10 protein-coding genes are annotated in these 14366 nt (G+C 70.9%); 5 read left to right on the forward strand and 5 right to left on the reverse strand.

The genetic code is table 11. The features are described from left to right. The first annotated feature begins 10 nt into the window (after positions 1 to 10). Positions 11 to 2173, forward strand: a complete 2163-nt coding sequence (gene recD2 / locus ACZ7CH_RS25915) for an SF1B family DNA helicase RecD2 (RefSeq protein WP_458430428.1) — start codon at positions 11 to 13, stop codon at positions 2171 to 2173. Between the two features lie 20 nt (positions 2174 to 2193). Here the strand turns inward: recD2 and ACZ7CH_RS25920 are convergent, their stop codons facing one another. Beyond that, positions 2194 to 2334: a hypothetical protein gene (locus ACZ7CH_RS25920; RefSeq protein ID WP_360395344.1), complete on the reverse strand. Its 141-nt coding sequence runs from the start codon at positions 2332 to 2334 to the stop codon at positions 2194 to 2196. 225 nt (positions 2335 to 2559) lie between these two features. Here ACZ7CH_RS25920 and ACZ7CH_RS25925 point away from each other — a divergent pair, with 225 nt between their 5' ends. Together ACZ7CH_RS25925 and ACZ7CH_RS25930 are read left to right on the forward strand one after the other, a co-directional pair. Next, positions 2560 to 3837: a M14 family zinc carboxypeptidase gene (locus ACZ7CH_RS25925; protein ID WP_470375126.1), complete on the forward strand. Its 1278-nt coding sequence runs from the start codon at positions 2560 to 2562 to the stop codon at positions 3835 to 3837. Positions 3838 to 4042: 205 nt separating this feature from the next. Next, the gene (locus ACZ7CH_RS25930) at positions 4043 to 5164 is read left to right on the forward strand and encodes a serine hydrolase domain-containing protein (RefSeq protein ID WP_470375127.1); all 1122 of its coding nucleotides are present in this window, start codon (positions 4043 to 4045) and stop codon (positions 5162 to 5164) included. A gap of 69 nt (positions 5165 to 5233) precedes the next feature. On the opposite strand, the gene ACZ7CH_RS25935 is transcribed toward ACZ7CH_RS25930, so the two are convergent. Together ACZ7CH_RS25935 and ACZ7CH_RS25940 are read right to left on the reverse strand one after the other, a co-directional pair. After that, complete coding sequence (locus ACZ7CH_RS25935) at positions 5234 to 6859, reverse strand: glycosyl hydrolase family 18 protein (RefSeq protein WP_470375128.1); 1626 nt, start codon at positions 6857 to 6859, stop codon at positions 5234 to 5236. 178 nt (positions 6860 to 7037) lie between these two features. Next, complete coding sequence (locus ACZ7CH_RS25940) at positions 7038 to 9443, reverse strand: ATP-binding protein (protein WP_470375129.1); 2406 nt, start codon at positions 9441 to 9443, stop codon at positions 7038 to 7040. Positions 9444 to 9647: 204 nt separating this feature from the next. Between ACZ7CH_RS25940 and ACZ7CH_RS25945 the strand changes: the two genes are divergently transcribed. Then, positions 9648 to 10361, forward strand: coding sequence for a response regulator transcription factor (locus ACZ7CH_RS25945; protein WP_360395354.1), 714 nt, complete (start codon positions 9648 to 9650; stop codon positions 10359 to 10361). A 141-nt stretch (positions 10362 to 10502) separates the two neighbouring features. After that, entirely contained in the window at positions 10503 to 11582 is a 1080-nt protein-coding gene (locus tag ACZ7CH_RS25950) for a DNA-3-methyladenine glycosylase family protein (protein WP_470375130.1), read from the forward strand. Between the two features lie 240 nt (positions 11583 to 11822). Here the strand turns inward: ACZ7CH_RS25950 and ACZ7CH_RS25955 are convergent, their stop codons facing one another. Both ACZ7CH_RS25955 and ACZ7CH_RS25960 read right to left on the reverse strand, forming a co-directional pair. Then, on the reverse strand, positions 11823 to 12743 hold the full coding sequence (locus ACZ7CH_RS25955; RefSeq protein WP_470375131.1) for a serine/threonine-protein kinase: 921 nt from the start codon (positions 12741 to 12743) through the stop codon (positions 11823 to 11825). 163 nt (positions 12744 to 12906) lie between these two features. After that, positions 12907 to 14319 carry an HsdM family class I SAM-dependent methyltransferase gene (locus ACZ7CH_RS25960; protein ID WP_470375132.1) on the reverse strand — a complete coding sequence of 471 codons (1413 nt, stop codon included), beginning with the start codon at positions 14317 to 14319 and terminating at the stop codon, positions 12907 to 12909. Between the last annotated feature and the right edge of the window lie 47 nt (positions 14320 to 14366).

The following is a 14366-nucleotide window of genomic DNA, read 5'->3' on the forward strand; positions in this document are numbered from 1 at the left end:
GGTTCACGTCATGAACGTCCTCGAAGCGGTCCTGGAGAGGATCACCTACGCCAACGAGGACAACGGCTACACCGTCGCGAAGGTCGACACCGGCCGCGGTGACCTGGTCACGGTCGTCGGCGCGCTGCTCGGCGCCCAGCCCGGCGAGTCGATCAGGATGCGCGGCCGCTGGGGTTCGCACCCGCAGTACGGCAAGCAGTTCCACGTCGACGACTACACGACCGTCCTGCCCGCCACGATCCAGGGCATCCGCCGCTACCTGGGCTCCGGGCTGATCAAGGGCATCGGCCCGGTCCTCGCCGACAAGATCGTCACGCACTTCGGCGTCGACGCGCTCGACGTCATCGAGCACACGCCCGAGCGCCTCATCGAGGTGCCGAAGCTCGGCCCCAAGCGCACGAAGGCCATCGCGGACGCCTGGGAGGAGCAGAAGGCCATCAAGGAGGTCATGGTCTTCCTCCAAGGGGTCGGCGTCTCCACGTCGCTGGCCGTCCGCATCTACAAGCAGTACACCGACAAGGCCGTCGACGTCGTGCGCGAGGAGCCGTACCGGCTGGCGAGCGACGTGTGGGGCATCGGCTTCAAGACCGCCGACGTGATCGCCAAGGCCGTCGGCATCCCGCACGACAGCCCGCAGCGGGTCAAGGCCGGTCTGCAGTTCACGCTCTCCGAGGCCACCACCGACGGCAACTGCTACCTGCCGGAGCAGGCGCTCATCGCGGAGGCCATCAAGATCCTCCAGGTCGACACCGGGCTCGTCATCGACTGCCTCGCCGAGCTCGTCGAGGAGGAGGGCGTGGTCCGCGAGGAGCTGCCCGACGACGAGATCGCGATCTACCTGGTGCCGTTCCACCGCGCGGAGATCTCACTGGCGGCCCAGCTCAGGCGCCTGCTGCACAGCGACACCGACCGCATGCCGAGCTTCCAGGGCGTGAACTGGGACAGGGCGCTCGCCTGGCTCGGCACCGAGCTGGAGCAGCACCAGCGGGAGGCCGTGCAGCTCGCCCTCACCCGCAAGGTCGCGGTGCTCACCGGCGGACCGGGCTGTGGCAAGAGCTTCACCGTGCGCTCGATCGTCCGGCTGGCGCTGGCCAAGCGCGCGAAGGTCGTCCTGGCCGCCCCGACCGGCCGCGCCGCGAAGCGCCTCACCGAGCTGACCGGCCACGAGGCCCGCACCGTGCACCGGTTGCTGGAGCTCAAGCCCGGCGGTGACGCCGCCTACGACCGCGACCACCCGCTCGACGCCGACCTGGTCGTGGTGGACGAGGCGTCGATGCTGGACCTGCTGCTCGCCAACAAGCTCGTGAAGGCCGTGCCGCCGGGCGCGCACCTGCTGCTGGTGGGTGACGTCGACCAGCTGCCGTCCGTCGGGGCGGGCGAGGTGCTCAGGGACGTGCTGGCCCACGGCAGTCCGGTCCCGAACGTCCGGCTCACGCACATCTTCCGGCAGGCGCAGGAGTCGGGCGTCGTCACGAACGCCCACCGCATCAACAGCGGCGAGTACCCGGTGGTGCAGGGCCTGCCGGACTTCTTCCTCTTCGCCGCCGACGAGGCCGAGGACGCCGCGACCCTCACGGTCGACGTCGTGGCGAACCGCATCCCGCGCAGGTTCCGGCTCGACCCGCGCAAGGACATCCAGGTGCTCGCTCCCATGCACCGCGGCCCTGCCGGTGCCGGCTCGCTGAACGCGGTGCTGCAGGAGGCGCTGACCCCGTCGCGGGAGAACCTGCCGGAGAAGCGCTTCGGCGGCCGGGTGTTCAAGGTGGGGGACAAGGTCACCCAGATCCGCAACAACTACGACAAGGGCCGCAACGGCGTCTTCAACGGCACCCTGGGCGTCGTCACCGCGCTGGACCCGGTCGAGCAGAAGCTCACCATCCGCACCGACGAGGACGAGGACGTCGACTACGAGTTCTCCGAGCTGGACGAGCTCAGCCACGCCTACGCCATGACCATCCACCGGTCGCAGGGCAGCGAGTACCCGTGCGTGGTCATCCCGATCACGACCAGCGCGTGGATGATGTTGCAGCGCAACCTGCTCTACACCGCCGTCACGCGCGCGAAGAAGCTCGTCGTCCTCGTGGGCTCGAAACGCGCCATCGGCCAGGCCGTGCGCACCGTGGGGGCCGGCCGCCGCCACACCGCGCTGGCCCACCGCCTGCGCACCGGCTGACCCGCCCGATCCCGGCGAGCTCAGTCCAGGCTGCGGACGATCGTGGGCTCCAGCCCCTCGTCGTCGTCGGTGAGGGAGCCGCGCCAGGGGAAGTACAGGTGGTCCGGCAAGCCGAGGTAGGAGATCTCAGCGACGTTGGTGTCGAGGTGGAGATGATCCATGGCTGACGCTCCCGTTGGGTTCCCGTGGGCTGTGTGCGGACCTCGCTGTCGTCGAGTCGGTTTCGGCGTGGAGCACAATAACCGCTGCGATGCTGGGACCGATCTTATTGATTTTCGTCACAGCTCGCCAAGCGGCAGTTTGCGGGTCCCACTGACCGGACGGTAGTCATCCGTCCGGTCGAACGGACTGGCGCGGCTCACCCGGACGGCCGATCATCGGTGGTCATGCGGACCGCCCTCGCCCTGCTCGCCGGCCTGACCCTGCTGCTCAGCCCGGCACCGGCGCCGGCGGACGGTCCACAGGCGACGTACGTGCTGCGGGTCCCGGCCCCGCTGGGGGAATCGGCCGAACGGCTGCTCGGCCTCGGCTATGACGTCGCGGAACACCGCGACGGCGCGGACCTCTTCGTCATCGGGGGCGCGCACACCGCCGACGACCTCCGCGCCGACGGTTTCCAGTCCACTGTCGAGTCGGCGCTGCCCGCGTCTCAACAGGTGCCGCGGTCGCCCGACGCCACGACCTACTACGGCGGCTACCGCACGGTCACCGCGCACCTCGCCCACCTCGACGAGGTCGCCGCACAGCACCCGGACCTCGCGACCGTCGTCGACTACGGCGACTCCTGGCGCAAGACCCAGGGCGACGGCGGCCACGACCTGAAAGCCGTCTGCATCACCAGGATGGCGCCCGGCGACTGCGCGCTGACGCCGGCCGCGCCGAAGCCGCGGCTGTTCGTGATGGGGCAGCTGCACGCCCGCGAGATCACCACCGGTGACCTGGCGTGGCGGTTCGTCGACGACCTGGTCGGCTCCGACCTGACCGCGCTGCTCGACGACCTGGAGGTCTGGGTCGTGCCGATCGCGAACCCCGACGGCGTGGACATCGTCGAGTCCGGCGGCGACACCCCCGTGCCGCACCGCAAGAACGCGCAGGGCACCTGCTCCAGCGGTCCGCGCGGCGTCGACCTCAACCGCAACGCCGGCTCGCACTGGGGTGAGGTCGGCAGCTCCGCGAACAGGTGCAGCGAGGTCTACCGCGGCCCGCGCGCCGACTCCGAGGTGGAGACCCAGGCGCTGCAAGCGTTGTGGCGCAGCCTCTACCGCGACACCCGCGCGCCCGGTGACACCGCGGCGGCCACACCGGACACGACCGGTGCCGTGATCTCCATGCACAGCTACGGCAACTACGTGCTCTTCCCGTGGGGCTGGAGCACGCAGAAGTCCGGCAACGACGAGGCGCTGCGCAGGATCGCGAACGAGATGGCCGCGCTGTCCGGGTTCCGCGCGGGCCAGCCGGGCGAGCTGCTCTACAACGCCTCCGGTGCCACCGACGACTGGGTGTACGACGACCTGGGCGTGCCGAGTTTCGTCTGGGAGATCGGTGCCTCGTCGGGCACCTGCAGCGGGTTCCTGCCGCCTTTCTCCTGTCAGCAGGACGTGCATTGGCCGAAAGTGCGCGCAATGCTCGTCTCGGCCATGAAAGCGGCGCACAAGCCCTATTGATCCGGCCCGATCAGCCGTCGTTCGCCCCCAAGGGCAGATCACGCCACCTGGAACCGCCGATCTCCGCCCGGTCGGTGACGGCCGATCTCGTTGCCGTGCAAGCGATTCCACACCAGGGCGCCCTCCGGGTCAGGGTCACCCCTAGGGAGGCCCGTCCGCCTTGAGGTGGATGCGGCGGTCCCCGCGCCTCGACAAGGTGGTGGACATGGGGATTCGACTGAGAGTTCGACTCGTGGCCGGCATCACGACGGCCGGACTGCTCGCCGCCACCACCGGCACCGCGCTCGCGGCCGACACCACGGCCGACGCCACCGGCGGTGCGATCGACCGCGGGGTCGTGCAGGGAGCGCTCGACCAGATCACGGCGAGCGGGGGAGCGCTCGGCGTCCAGGTCAGGGTGACCGACGGGCGCCACCGCCTCACCGCACGGTCCGGCAAGGCCGAGCTCGACCGCAACCGCCCGGTGCCGGAGAACGGCCGGTTCCGCATCGGCAGCATCACCAAGACGTTCGTGTCGACGGTGCTGCTGCAGCTCGCCGGCGAGGGCAAGCTCGACCTGGACGCGCCCGTCGTGCGCTACCTGCCCGGTTCGATCGACACCCGCATCACCGTGCGGCAGGTGTTGCAGCACACCAGCGGGCTCTACGACTACACCAGCGCGCTGCCGCTCGACCCGGACGGCTTCGAGCAGATCCGCTACAAGCACTGGTCACCGCAGGAGATGCTCAAGATCTCCACGGACCGGCCGCTCGACTTCGAGCCCGGCGCGCGGTGGAGCTACTCCAACACCAACTACGTCGTTGCCGGCCTGCTGGTCGAGAAGATCACCGGCCGCCCGTACGAGAAGGCCGTCGAGCAGCGCATCCTCAAGCCGCTGCGGCTGGCCGACACCGAGGTGCCCGGCGACGACCTCGACATCAGGGGCCCGCACGCGCACGGCTACTCGACCGTGAAGGGCAAGCCGACCGACGTCACCCGCCTCAACCCGTCGGTCGCGTGGGCCGCCGGTGAGATGATCTCCACGACGAAGGACCTCGACACGTTCGTCGTCGCGCTGGCGAGCGGCAAGCTGCTCAAGCCCGCGCAGCAGCAGGAGATCAGCAGGACGACCGCGGTCAGTCCCGACTACGGCCTGGGCCTGCAGGTGCAGACCCTGCCGTGCGGCACGAAGGTGTGGGGCCACGGCGGCGGCATCCCCGGCTACTCCTCGGAGCTGCTGACCACGCCGGACACCCGGAAGCGCCTGGAGCTGTCGGCGACCAGCGCGCCGACCAGCGGCAACCCCACCGACGCCTACCTGAAGCTGCTCACCGAAGCGTTCTGCTGACCCGGCTGTTTCCGGGCAAACGAAAGGGGAGCTGGGCTGACCAGCTCCCCTCCCGGCGTTGTCGAAGGACTACCCGAGGGCGTTCTTCATCGCAGTGATCAACTCTCCGTTCGCGGTGTCACCCGTGAGCTCCCAGAAGAACGCGCCGCCCAGACCCTGGCCGCGTGCCCACTGGATCTTGCTGGTGATCGTCTGCGGGGTGTCGTAGCTCCACCACTGGCCGTTGCAGAACGCGTAGGCCGTGCCGGCGATCGTGCCGGTGGTGGGGCACTTGGTCTTCAGGACCTTGTAGTCCTCGATGCCCGCCTCGAACGTGCCGGGAGCCGGGCCGGTCGCCGTGCCACCGGGGGTGGCCTGCGTGACGCCCGTCCAGCCGCGGCCGTAGAAGCCGATGCCGAGCAGGAGCTTGCTGGCCGGAACGCCCTTCGAGCGCAGCTTCGAGATCGCGGCCTCGGAGTTGAACCCGGCGGTCGGGATGCCGTTGTACGACGTGAGCGGGGAGTGCGGAGCCGTCGGGCCCTGGGCCGCCCACGCACCGAAGTAGTCGTACGTCATGACGTTGTACCAGTTCAGGTACTGCGCCGCGCCGCCGTAGTCGGCCGCGTCGATCTTGCCGCCGGCGGAGCCGTCAGCCGTGATCGCAGCGGTCACCAGGAAGTTCTGGCCGAACTTGGTGCGCAGCGCCTGCGACATGTTCTTGAACGCCGCCGCACCGCTCGTGTCGCACGACAGGCCACACGCGTTCGGGTACTCCCAGTCGATGTCGATGCCGTCGAACAGACCGGCCCAGCGCGGGTCCTTCAGCAGGTTGTAGCAGGAGTCGACGAACGCGGGCAGGTTCCGCGACGCCTCACCGAAGCCGCCGGACCAGGTCCAGCCGCCGAACGAGTACAGCACCTTGAGGTGCGGGTACTTCTTCTTCAGCTTCATCAGCTGGTTGAAGTTGCCGCGCACCGGCTGGTCCCACGTGTCGGCCACGCCGTCGACGGCTTCCGCCGCGGTCATCGCCTTCTCGATCGCGGGGAAGGCCTCACCGATGGTGCACTTGCCGCCGACCACGTTGCCGAACGAGTAGTTGATGTGCGTGAGCTTCGACGCCGAACCCGAGGTGTCGATGTTCTTCACCTGGTAGTTGCGGGCCGGGTACACACCCCACTCCGTGAAGTAGCCCAGGTTGATCTTCCCGGGAGGCGGCGGCGGACCGGTGGTCGTCGTCGTGGTGGTCGTGGTGGTGGTCGTCGTGCTCGTCGTGGTGCTGGTCGTGGTCGTGGTCGTCGGGTTCGTCCCGCCCGCCTCGCACGAGCCTCCGTTGAGCTTGCAGTTCGTCGGCGCACCGAACGTGCCGGTGTACGAGCCGTTGAAGCCGAAGCTCACCGACCCGCCGGCACCGATGCTGCCGTTCCAGGTGTTCTTGACCGTGACGTTCTGACCGCTCGTCGTGTACGAGCCGTCCCACAGCGAGGTCACGCGGTGGTTGGCCGGGAGCGTGAACTCCACGGTCCACGACGTCAGGGCCGCCGCGCTGTTGTTCGTGATCGTGTACTTGCCCTCGAAGCCCGTTCCCCAGTCCGAACCCTTGGAGAACGTGGCGGAAACGCCACCGGCACCGCTCGCGGCGGGCACGACGACGATTCCGAGGACCATCGCGGCTACTGCCGCGAAGAGAGCAGCTAGATGCCATCGGAACTTGGACATCGGTCTCCTCAGTCGCAGGGGGTGCCTGAACGATGTGGTTTAGACCACTTGAAGGTCAAGGTCTAGACCTCTGCCGTCACTCGAACGGACTAGTGCTGATGCGGTTCAGAAGCCTTTTCCGCCGCCACGCCCTACTGTCGGTCGATGCGCGCAAACCTTTGCGCAACCCGGTGGCCGGTCAGCCGATGGCGCGTTCCGCGCCCCACGCCGCGATGTCCTCGCGGCTGCTCAGCCCGAGCTTGTCCCGCAGGCGCTGCAACCGGGCCGCCACGGTGCGGACGGACACGTTGAGCCGGTTCGCGATCTGCTGGTTCGTCAGTCCGGCCGACAGCAGCGCGACGACACGCCGTTCGTGGTCGTCCAGCTCGCCGTGCGCGGCCTCCGTGCGGTCGAGCCACACCTCGTCCTGGATGAACGCCTCGATCTCGGTCGGGGTCAAAGGGGTTGCGGCCTCATCGGCCCGCTGGGTGGGCAGCATCAGCCGCGCGGTGTTCATCGCACCGGCGACCTTCTCCGCCCAGAACGGGTCCGGCACAACGCCGACCGACCGGCGCATCGCACGCCCGGTCGCTTCCAACCGCAGCGCGCGCTCAGCCTGACCGCGCAGCATCGCCGCTATGGCGAGGCCTTCCAACGCGTCCGGGGCGCTCAGCGGGTTCACGCCGTCCATCCGCAACGCCTCCCGGAAGGCGTGCGCCGCCTCGTCCAGATCGCCCTGCACCAACGCCACGGCACCCCGCGTGGTGAGGGCACCGGCGATGCGCGCGGGCACACCCGACGTGCGCGAGATCGGCAACGCCTTCATGACCGCCTTCTCGGCGCGTTCGTGCTTGCCCAGCGACAACGCCGTGCGCGCCAGGTCGACCAGGCACGTCGCGCGCGCAAGGGGTTCACCGAGCAGCTCCGCGACGCGCAGGCACTCGGTGTTGTTCTCGTCCGACGCCTCCCAGTCGCCGCTCGACTGCTGCACCGCCGCGAGCGTGCTGCGGCAGCTCATCACCAGCGCCGGGTGACCGATGCCGCGCACCAGCCGCGACGCCTCACCGGACAGCTCGACGGCCTCCTCGCGGTCACCCTGCTCGGCGGCGAACCTGGCCGCGTGGTTGAGCGCCACACACCGGTAGTCGTCCCTTGTGGACGGTCGCCGCAGCGCGTCCCGCAGCAGCGCCCTGGCCTGGCCGAGCCGCCCCCGCCGGGCAGCGCAGTCGGCGAGCGCCGCGGTGAGCAGCAACAACCGCTCGTCAGCGCGGTCCGCGGCCCACTCGACGGTGCCGAGCAGGCTGTCGACGTGGTTGTCGAGCCGGTCCTGCACCTCCGCCGGCATCGACAGCGGCGCCGTGATCAGCACGTCCGACAGGTCGGTGAACCACCGCGCCAGCGCCTCGAACGCGACGTCCAGCTCACCCGCCACGGCCAGCTTCTCCCTGGCGTGCAGGCGAACCGGCTCCAGCTGCCGGAACCGCGTCGTGCCCGGCACCGCGGTCAGCAACGACTTGGCCTGCAACCGGGACAGCACGTCCAGCACCGGTTCCGCCGACCGTTCCGTCGAACACACCTCGGTGGCCGCCGCCAGGTCGAACCCGCCGTCGAACACGCTCAGCCTGCGCAGCACGAACTGCTCGTCCGGCTGCAGCAACCGGTAGCTCCAGTCGATCGCCTCCCGCAACGACCGCTGCCGCGCGGGCGACTTGCGGCAGCCCAGCGTCAGCAGCTCCAGCGGCTCGTCCACGCGGTCGCAGATGTCCGCCACCGGCAGCAGCTGCACCCAGCGCGCGGCCAGCTCGATCGCCAGCGGCATGCCCTCCAGCCGCGCGCACAGCAGCGCGACCGCCGCCGTGTTCTCCGGCGTGAGGCGGAAGTCCGGCTTGCGCTCGCGTGCGCGTTCGACGAACAGCTTCACCGCCTCCGACCGCGGCGCCGCCGTCGTGACCAGGTCGCGGTCCGTCGACGGCACCGGCAGGCCCTCCACGTGGAAGCTCACCTCACCGCTGATCCACAGCGCCTCCCGGCTCGTCGCGAGCACCCGCACACCGGGACAGCGGTTCAGCAGCAGGTCGGCCAGCTCCGCGCACGTGTCGAGCAGGTGCTCGCAGTTGTCGAGGACGACGACCACCCTCATGTTCACGAGCGTTTCCAGCACCGTGTCCCGCAACGGCTCGTCCGACTGCTCGACCCCCAGGGCGTGCGCGACGGCCGGCAGCACGGCACCACCGTCGGTCACCTGACCCAGCTCGACCAGCAGCACCCGGTCCGTGCGCCCGCGCCGCAACCGCCCCGCCGCCTCCAGCGCGAGCCGCGTCTTGCCCGCACCCGCACTGCCCACGAGCGTAACGAGACGGTGCCGGCGCAGGAGCTGGTCGAGCTTCGTCAGCTCCTGCTGCCGCCCGACGAACGCGTCCCTCGCCGCGGGCAGGTTCGCCAGCACCCGCGGCTTCTGCCTGGTGGCGGGCGCCCGCACGGCCGAGCTCACCCGCCGCCGGTAAGCCCGTTGGCGGCAGGCGTTGGAGCAGTAGGACCTGCGCTGCTCCGAGGTCGAGGGAGGCAGCGCGCCGGCGCACAGGGCACACCGTCCGGTGCTGGTCATGAGCGCCTCTCCTCCAGCCGTAACGGCAGCCCGGTGCCGTCTCGCGGCGGTGTTCCCGCAGGTGGCGGTGGTTGTTCGAGTGCATGCACCCCGTTACGCCCCGGCCTGCGCGAGACGGTGCGCACCGCGCTCGTTATGCCTGCCTTCCCCCGACCCTCGTTCGGCAACAAACTGGTGGCTGGTCCGGTCTGACGGGGAGAACGCATGACGGTGACGACGAGTGCTTCGCGGACGAACGGCGGGCTGCAACTGGTGAACAAGCCGCGCACGACCACCGTCGGCATCGCCGACGACGAGGTGCTGATCCGCACCGGCGTCCGCGGCGTGCTGGAACGCTCCGGCACCATCGCCGTGGTCGGCGAGGCGAGCGACGGCACCGGCGCACTCGAACTGGCCCGCCGCCACCGCCCGCAGGTCCTGCTGCTGGACGCCGCCCTGCCCGGCATGGAGGGCCTGACCGCCGTCCGCATGATCCGCAGGCACGCCCCCGGCACCCAGGTGATCATGCTCTGCACCCCGCCCACCGAGGAGCTGCTGTTCCCCGCACTGCGCGCCGGAGCAGCGGGCTTCCTGCCCAGGAACGGCGACCCCGACACCCTCGTGACCGCCGTCCGCGCCGTGGCCGCGGGCGAAGCCGTCCTCTCCCCGTCCGCCACCCGCGCCCTCGTGGACCACTTCACCGGCGCCGACTCGGACCGCCGCGACGCCGCCCGCAGCCGCATCGGCCTGCTCACCCGCCGCGAACAGGAGGTGCTGGTGTACCTGGCCCAGGGCATGGCCAACGCCCGCATCGCCCGGCTGATGTACCTGTCGGAAGGGGCGATCAAGGCCCACGTCAGCCGACTGCTGACGAAACTCCGCTGCGACAACCGCGTCCAAGCCGCCCTCATCGCACGCGACGCCGCCCTTCCCTGCTGAAGTCCACCCCTGTCGCAACGGCGCGACAACCAGCCTATCCAGGCCTGATCGCATCGCGAAGCAGGTCACCCGGTTGGCCCCGTCGCGGTGATGTCCCTTTCCCGCCAGCATTCGACGGCGCACACGGGCACTATTGAGGACATGCACCACTCCGCGCCCTCGGCCCGCGCGTCCATCGTCGAGCGCGCAACACTTCTGCTCGCCGACGGTTTCGTCGACCGCTCCGGCGTCCGCGCACTGGCGTCCCACCTGGGTTGCACCACAAGCCATCTGCGCACCCAACTGGTCGACTCCCTGGGCGCCGACGCCCGAACCCTCTCCGCCGCGTTCGCCGCCGGCCGCACCCTGCCCGCCATCACCGCACTCCCGCACCAGATCCCGCTCCGCCTGCCGTTCCACACCCCGCTGTTCCCCGACAACCTCTTCGGACACCTCATCGCCACCGCCGTCCCCGGCGTGGAGGAGTGGCGCGACAACACCTACCGCCGCACCCTCCGCCTCCCGCACGGCCCGGGAATCGCCGCACTCAGCCCCCGCCCCGACCACGTGGCAGCGGTGTTCGCCCTGACCGACGTCCGCGACCTGCCCGCAGCGGTGGCCCTGTGCCGCTTCCTGCTGGACCTCGACGCCGACCCGTCCGCCATCGACACCGCACTGGCCGCGGACCCGGTCCTCGAACCGTTGGTGCACAAGGCCCCCGGCCGCCGCGTCCCCCGCACCGTCGACGGCGCCGAGTTCGCCGTCCGAGCCGTCCTCGGCCAACAGGTCTCCACCGCCGCGGCCCGCACCCACGCCGCCCGCCTGGTCCAGCGCTTCGGCACCCCGGTCGCCGACCTCCACCTGTTCCCCCTGTCGTTCGACCCGGCGACCCTGGCCGTGCCGACCTCCCGCCGCACGACCATGGCCGCGCTGCTCGGTGCCCTGGAGTCCGGTTTGGACCTGTCGATGTCCGCGGACCCCACCGTCGTCCGGGAGGCTCTGCACGCTTTGCCCGGCTTCGGGCCGTGGACCGTGGAGTCCATCGCGATGCGCGCCCTGGGAGACCCGGACGCCTTCTTGCCGACCGATCTCGGGATCAAGCTGGCGGCTGCGTCACTCGGGTTGCCGGTGACTCCGGCGGCGTTGAGCCGGCGGGCTGCGGAGTGGCGGCCTTGGCGGTCCTATGCGGTGCAGCACCTGTGGGCCACCGGGGAGCACGAGGTGAACCGCATCCCGTCGTGATCCGGCCACGGCTCGCACCGCCGGAGTGCGGCTTCCGCGCGCACGTCCTGGTTTTCGCCGCTCACGGCGCGGTTCCCGCTACCCATGCCTCGGCCCCTGCCGCACACGGCCCGTTTCCCGCCCCACCACGTGCCCGCTCCACCGCGCACCCCACCGCGCGCCCGCCCCACCGCGTGCCCACCGCGTGCCCGCTTCGCCGCGTGCCCACCGCCTAGCAGGCCCACGGCCTTGCGTAGCCGCCTACTGCCTGACCCCCGCCACCCGAGGCGCGCCCCCGCCGTCCACCGCACGGTTCCCGTACCGCCGCTGCACGTTGGCGTACATCGTCCCCGTCGACCCCTCCGCCACGAACCCCGGCAACGCCGGCACGTCCCCCGAAACCCCTTGCAGCGCCTCGAAAACCTCCCGCGCCGACCCCGGCCGCCCGTCCGGTTCCTTGGCCAGCAACCGCTGCACCACCCCGTTGAGCCCGCCCGCGACGGCTCGCGGCACCTCGCGCACGTGCCGTTCGAACACCGCGTACGCCGTCGGGCCGGTGAACAGCTGCTCGCCGGTCAGCATCTCGTGCAGCACGCACCCCAGCGCGTACAGGTCGCTGCGCGGCTCGGCGACTCCGCGCTGGATCTGCTCGGGCGCCATGTACGAGGGGGTGCCCAGGATCTGGCCGGCGCGGCTGAACGGGGCCACGTCGCTCTCCCGCAGCAGGGCCAGGCCGAAGTCGAGGACCTTCACGGCGCCGTCGGGGCAGAGCATCAGGTTCGTGGGCTTGAGGTCGCGGTGGCAGATGCCGCGGTCGTGGGCCGCGGCCAGCACGGCGGCGGTCTGGGCGGCGATGTTGGCGGCCCACGGTTCGGGCAGGGGGCCGAACTCGTCGACCAGGTCGGCGATGGTGACGCCGTCAACGAACTGCATCACCTGGAACAGGCGCTGGTCATACGTGCCGAAGTCGTAGAGCACCGGGACGCCGGGGTGTTCGAGCTTCGCCACGATGCGCGCTTCGCGTGCGAAGCGCTGCTGGACCTCCTCGTCGCTCCCGGGCAGTTGCAGGAGCTTGACCGCCACGCGGCGATCCAGGCGCAGGTCGCGGCCGCGGTGCACGGCGCCCATGCCTCCCCGGCCCAGCGGCAGGTCGTCGATCTCGTAGCGGTCGGCGATCAGCACCGGCGCAGCCTAACCGCCGCCGGCGACGGGCTGTTCCGGTTCGCGTGCGGGTCCCGGTCGCCTGTCCCGCGCGCTTCCTCGTCAGCGAGGCGGGCGAGACCGCGAATCCGGACATCTCGATCGGGTGAATTGAGGTCACGGTGCGTGCTCATCGCCGTGCGCCCTACGCAGGTCCGATCTGGCCGCCGAGCAACCCGTTGTATCCCAAACGGACCAGCTCCGCAGCGCCCTCCAGGCTGTCCTCCAGGTCCCTGAGCTGCACGAACGCGCGGCCATAGCGTCGTTGTTCGTCCAGCGGCAGCGACGGGACCTGGGTGCGGCGGACGTCCAGGCGCGTCGAGCCGGTGGGGGTGCGGGCGAGCGCGGCGCGGAGCAGGCCGGTCAGGTAGTCCGGGTCGAGGCGGGCCGGGTCGATCTCGTAGGTCGCGCCGGTCGGGGACGTGACGACGTGCGGGCCGGGGGCTGCCCGGAGCAGGTCGCCGATGGTCGTCATCGGCGGCAGGACGCGGTCGTGCAGTTCCGGCGGCTCGGGCATCGAGTACTTCGCGCGGGTCTCCACGTAGGCGCGGCCGTGCTGGCCCCGCAGGCGGCCGGGGCTCAGGTCGACGTCGTCGTCGAGGAGGTCGAGCACGCGCGTGTTCGGATCGAGCGACTCCGGGCGGTCGACCGAGTCGGGGGAGTCGAGCAGCGTCACGTGCTCGGGTGCGCGGTCGCTCGGGTGCGGGTGGCGCAGCAGCCACAGGTCGCGGCCCGGCTGGACGGTGATCACCGCGGTCACGGCGCCGGCGCGCAGGAGGTTGCCGCGCACGCGTTTGCCGGCCCGGCGGGAAGCCGCGGCGGACGGCATCAGGATCGCGACGGGCGCGCCCGGCCTGGCCAGCGACAGGCAGTGCTGCGCCCAGGCCAGCTCGGGTTCACCGCGCGGCGGCTGGCCGTGCGTCCAGCGCGGGTCGCCGATCAGCTCCTCGTGACCCCACGCGCGGTCGTGCCACGGCGGGTCGCACAGCACGGCATCCGCCTTCTCGACGATCCCGTTGTGGCGCAACGAGTCGCCGTCCACGACGTAGGCGTCCGGCAGGCGGCGGCGCGCGATCGCGGCCAGCACCGGGTCGAGCTCCTGGCCCACCTTGCGGCGCGCACCGGCCAGCTTCAGCAACGAACCGGTGCCGCACGCCGGGTCGGTCACCGTGCCGTCGTGGGCCTCGGTCAGCGAGACCATCAGCCGCGCGATCTCCGGCGGCGTCGGGTTCAGCAGGCGGGAGTGGGCGGCCGCGTACCGCTCGTGCAGGTACTCGAACGTCGCCGCGTCCGCCTCCACGGCCAGCAGCGCCGAACCGAGCTTCAGGTCGTCGACGGTGCGCAGCTGGGTCCAGAGGCGCTCGGCAGGGGAGACGCGGAACGGCTTGCCGTTGCGCCGCAACCATGCCTCCACGTCGCGCAGCAGGTACAACGGACTGGAGGCCGTACCACCGACCGGCACCGGGAAGTCGTCGAACCGGCGCCGCCAGTTCGACACGGCCGCGCGGCCCACGTCTGCCAGACGCGCGATGTCACCGGCGTTGACCGTCTCATCCATGTTCACAACCGTATTGCTTGTGAAGTGACTTCACAAGTGATCTACTG

The sequence above is a fragment of the Lentzea sp. NPDC037011 genome (assembly GCF_055607425.1).

Coding starts and splice junctions, on each gene's coding strand:
- ACZ7CH_RS25920 (WP_360395344.1), bottom strand. CDS start 2,334: ATGGATCATCTCCACCTCGACACCAACGTCGCTGAGATCTCCTACCTC.
- ACZ7CH_RS25930 (WP_470375127.1), top strand. CDS start 4,043: ATGGGGATTCGACTGAGAGTTCGACTCGTGGCCGGCATCACGACGGCC.
- ACZ7CH_RS25925 (WP_470375126.1), top strand. CDS start 2,560: ATGCGGACCGCCCTCGCCCTGCTCGCCGGCCTGACCCTGCTGCTCAGC.
- ACZ7CH_RS25950 (WP_470375130.1), top strand. CDS start 10,503: ATGCACCACTCCGCGCCCTCGGCCCGCGCGTCCATCGTCGAGCGCGCA.
- ACZ7CH_RS25945 (WP_360395354.1), top strand. CDS start 9,648: ATGACGGTGACGACGAGTGCTTCGCGGACGAACGGCGGGCTGCAACTG.
- ACZ7CH_RS25960 (WP_470375132.1), bottom strand. CDS start 14,319: ATGGATGAGACGGTCAACGCCGGTGACATCGCGCGTCTGGCAGACGTG.
- ACZ7CH_RS25940 (WP_470375129.1), bottom strand. CDS start 9,443: ATGACCAGCACCGGACGGTGTGCCCTGTGCGCCGGCGCGCTGCCTCCC.
- recD2 (WP_458430428.1), top strand. CDS start 11: ATGAACGTCCTCGAAGCGGTCCTGGAGAGGATCACCTACGCCAACGAG.
- ACZ7CH_RS25935 (WP_470375128.1), bottom strand. CDS start 6,859: ATGTCCAAGTTCCGATGGCATCTAGCTGCTCTCTTCGCGGCAGTAGCC.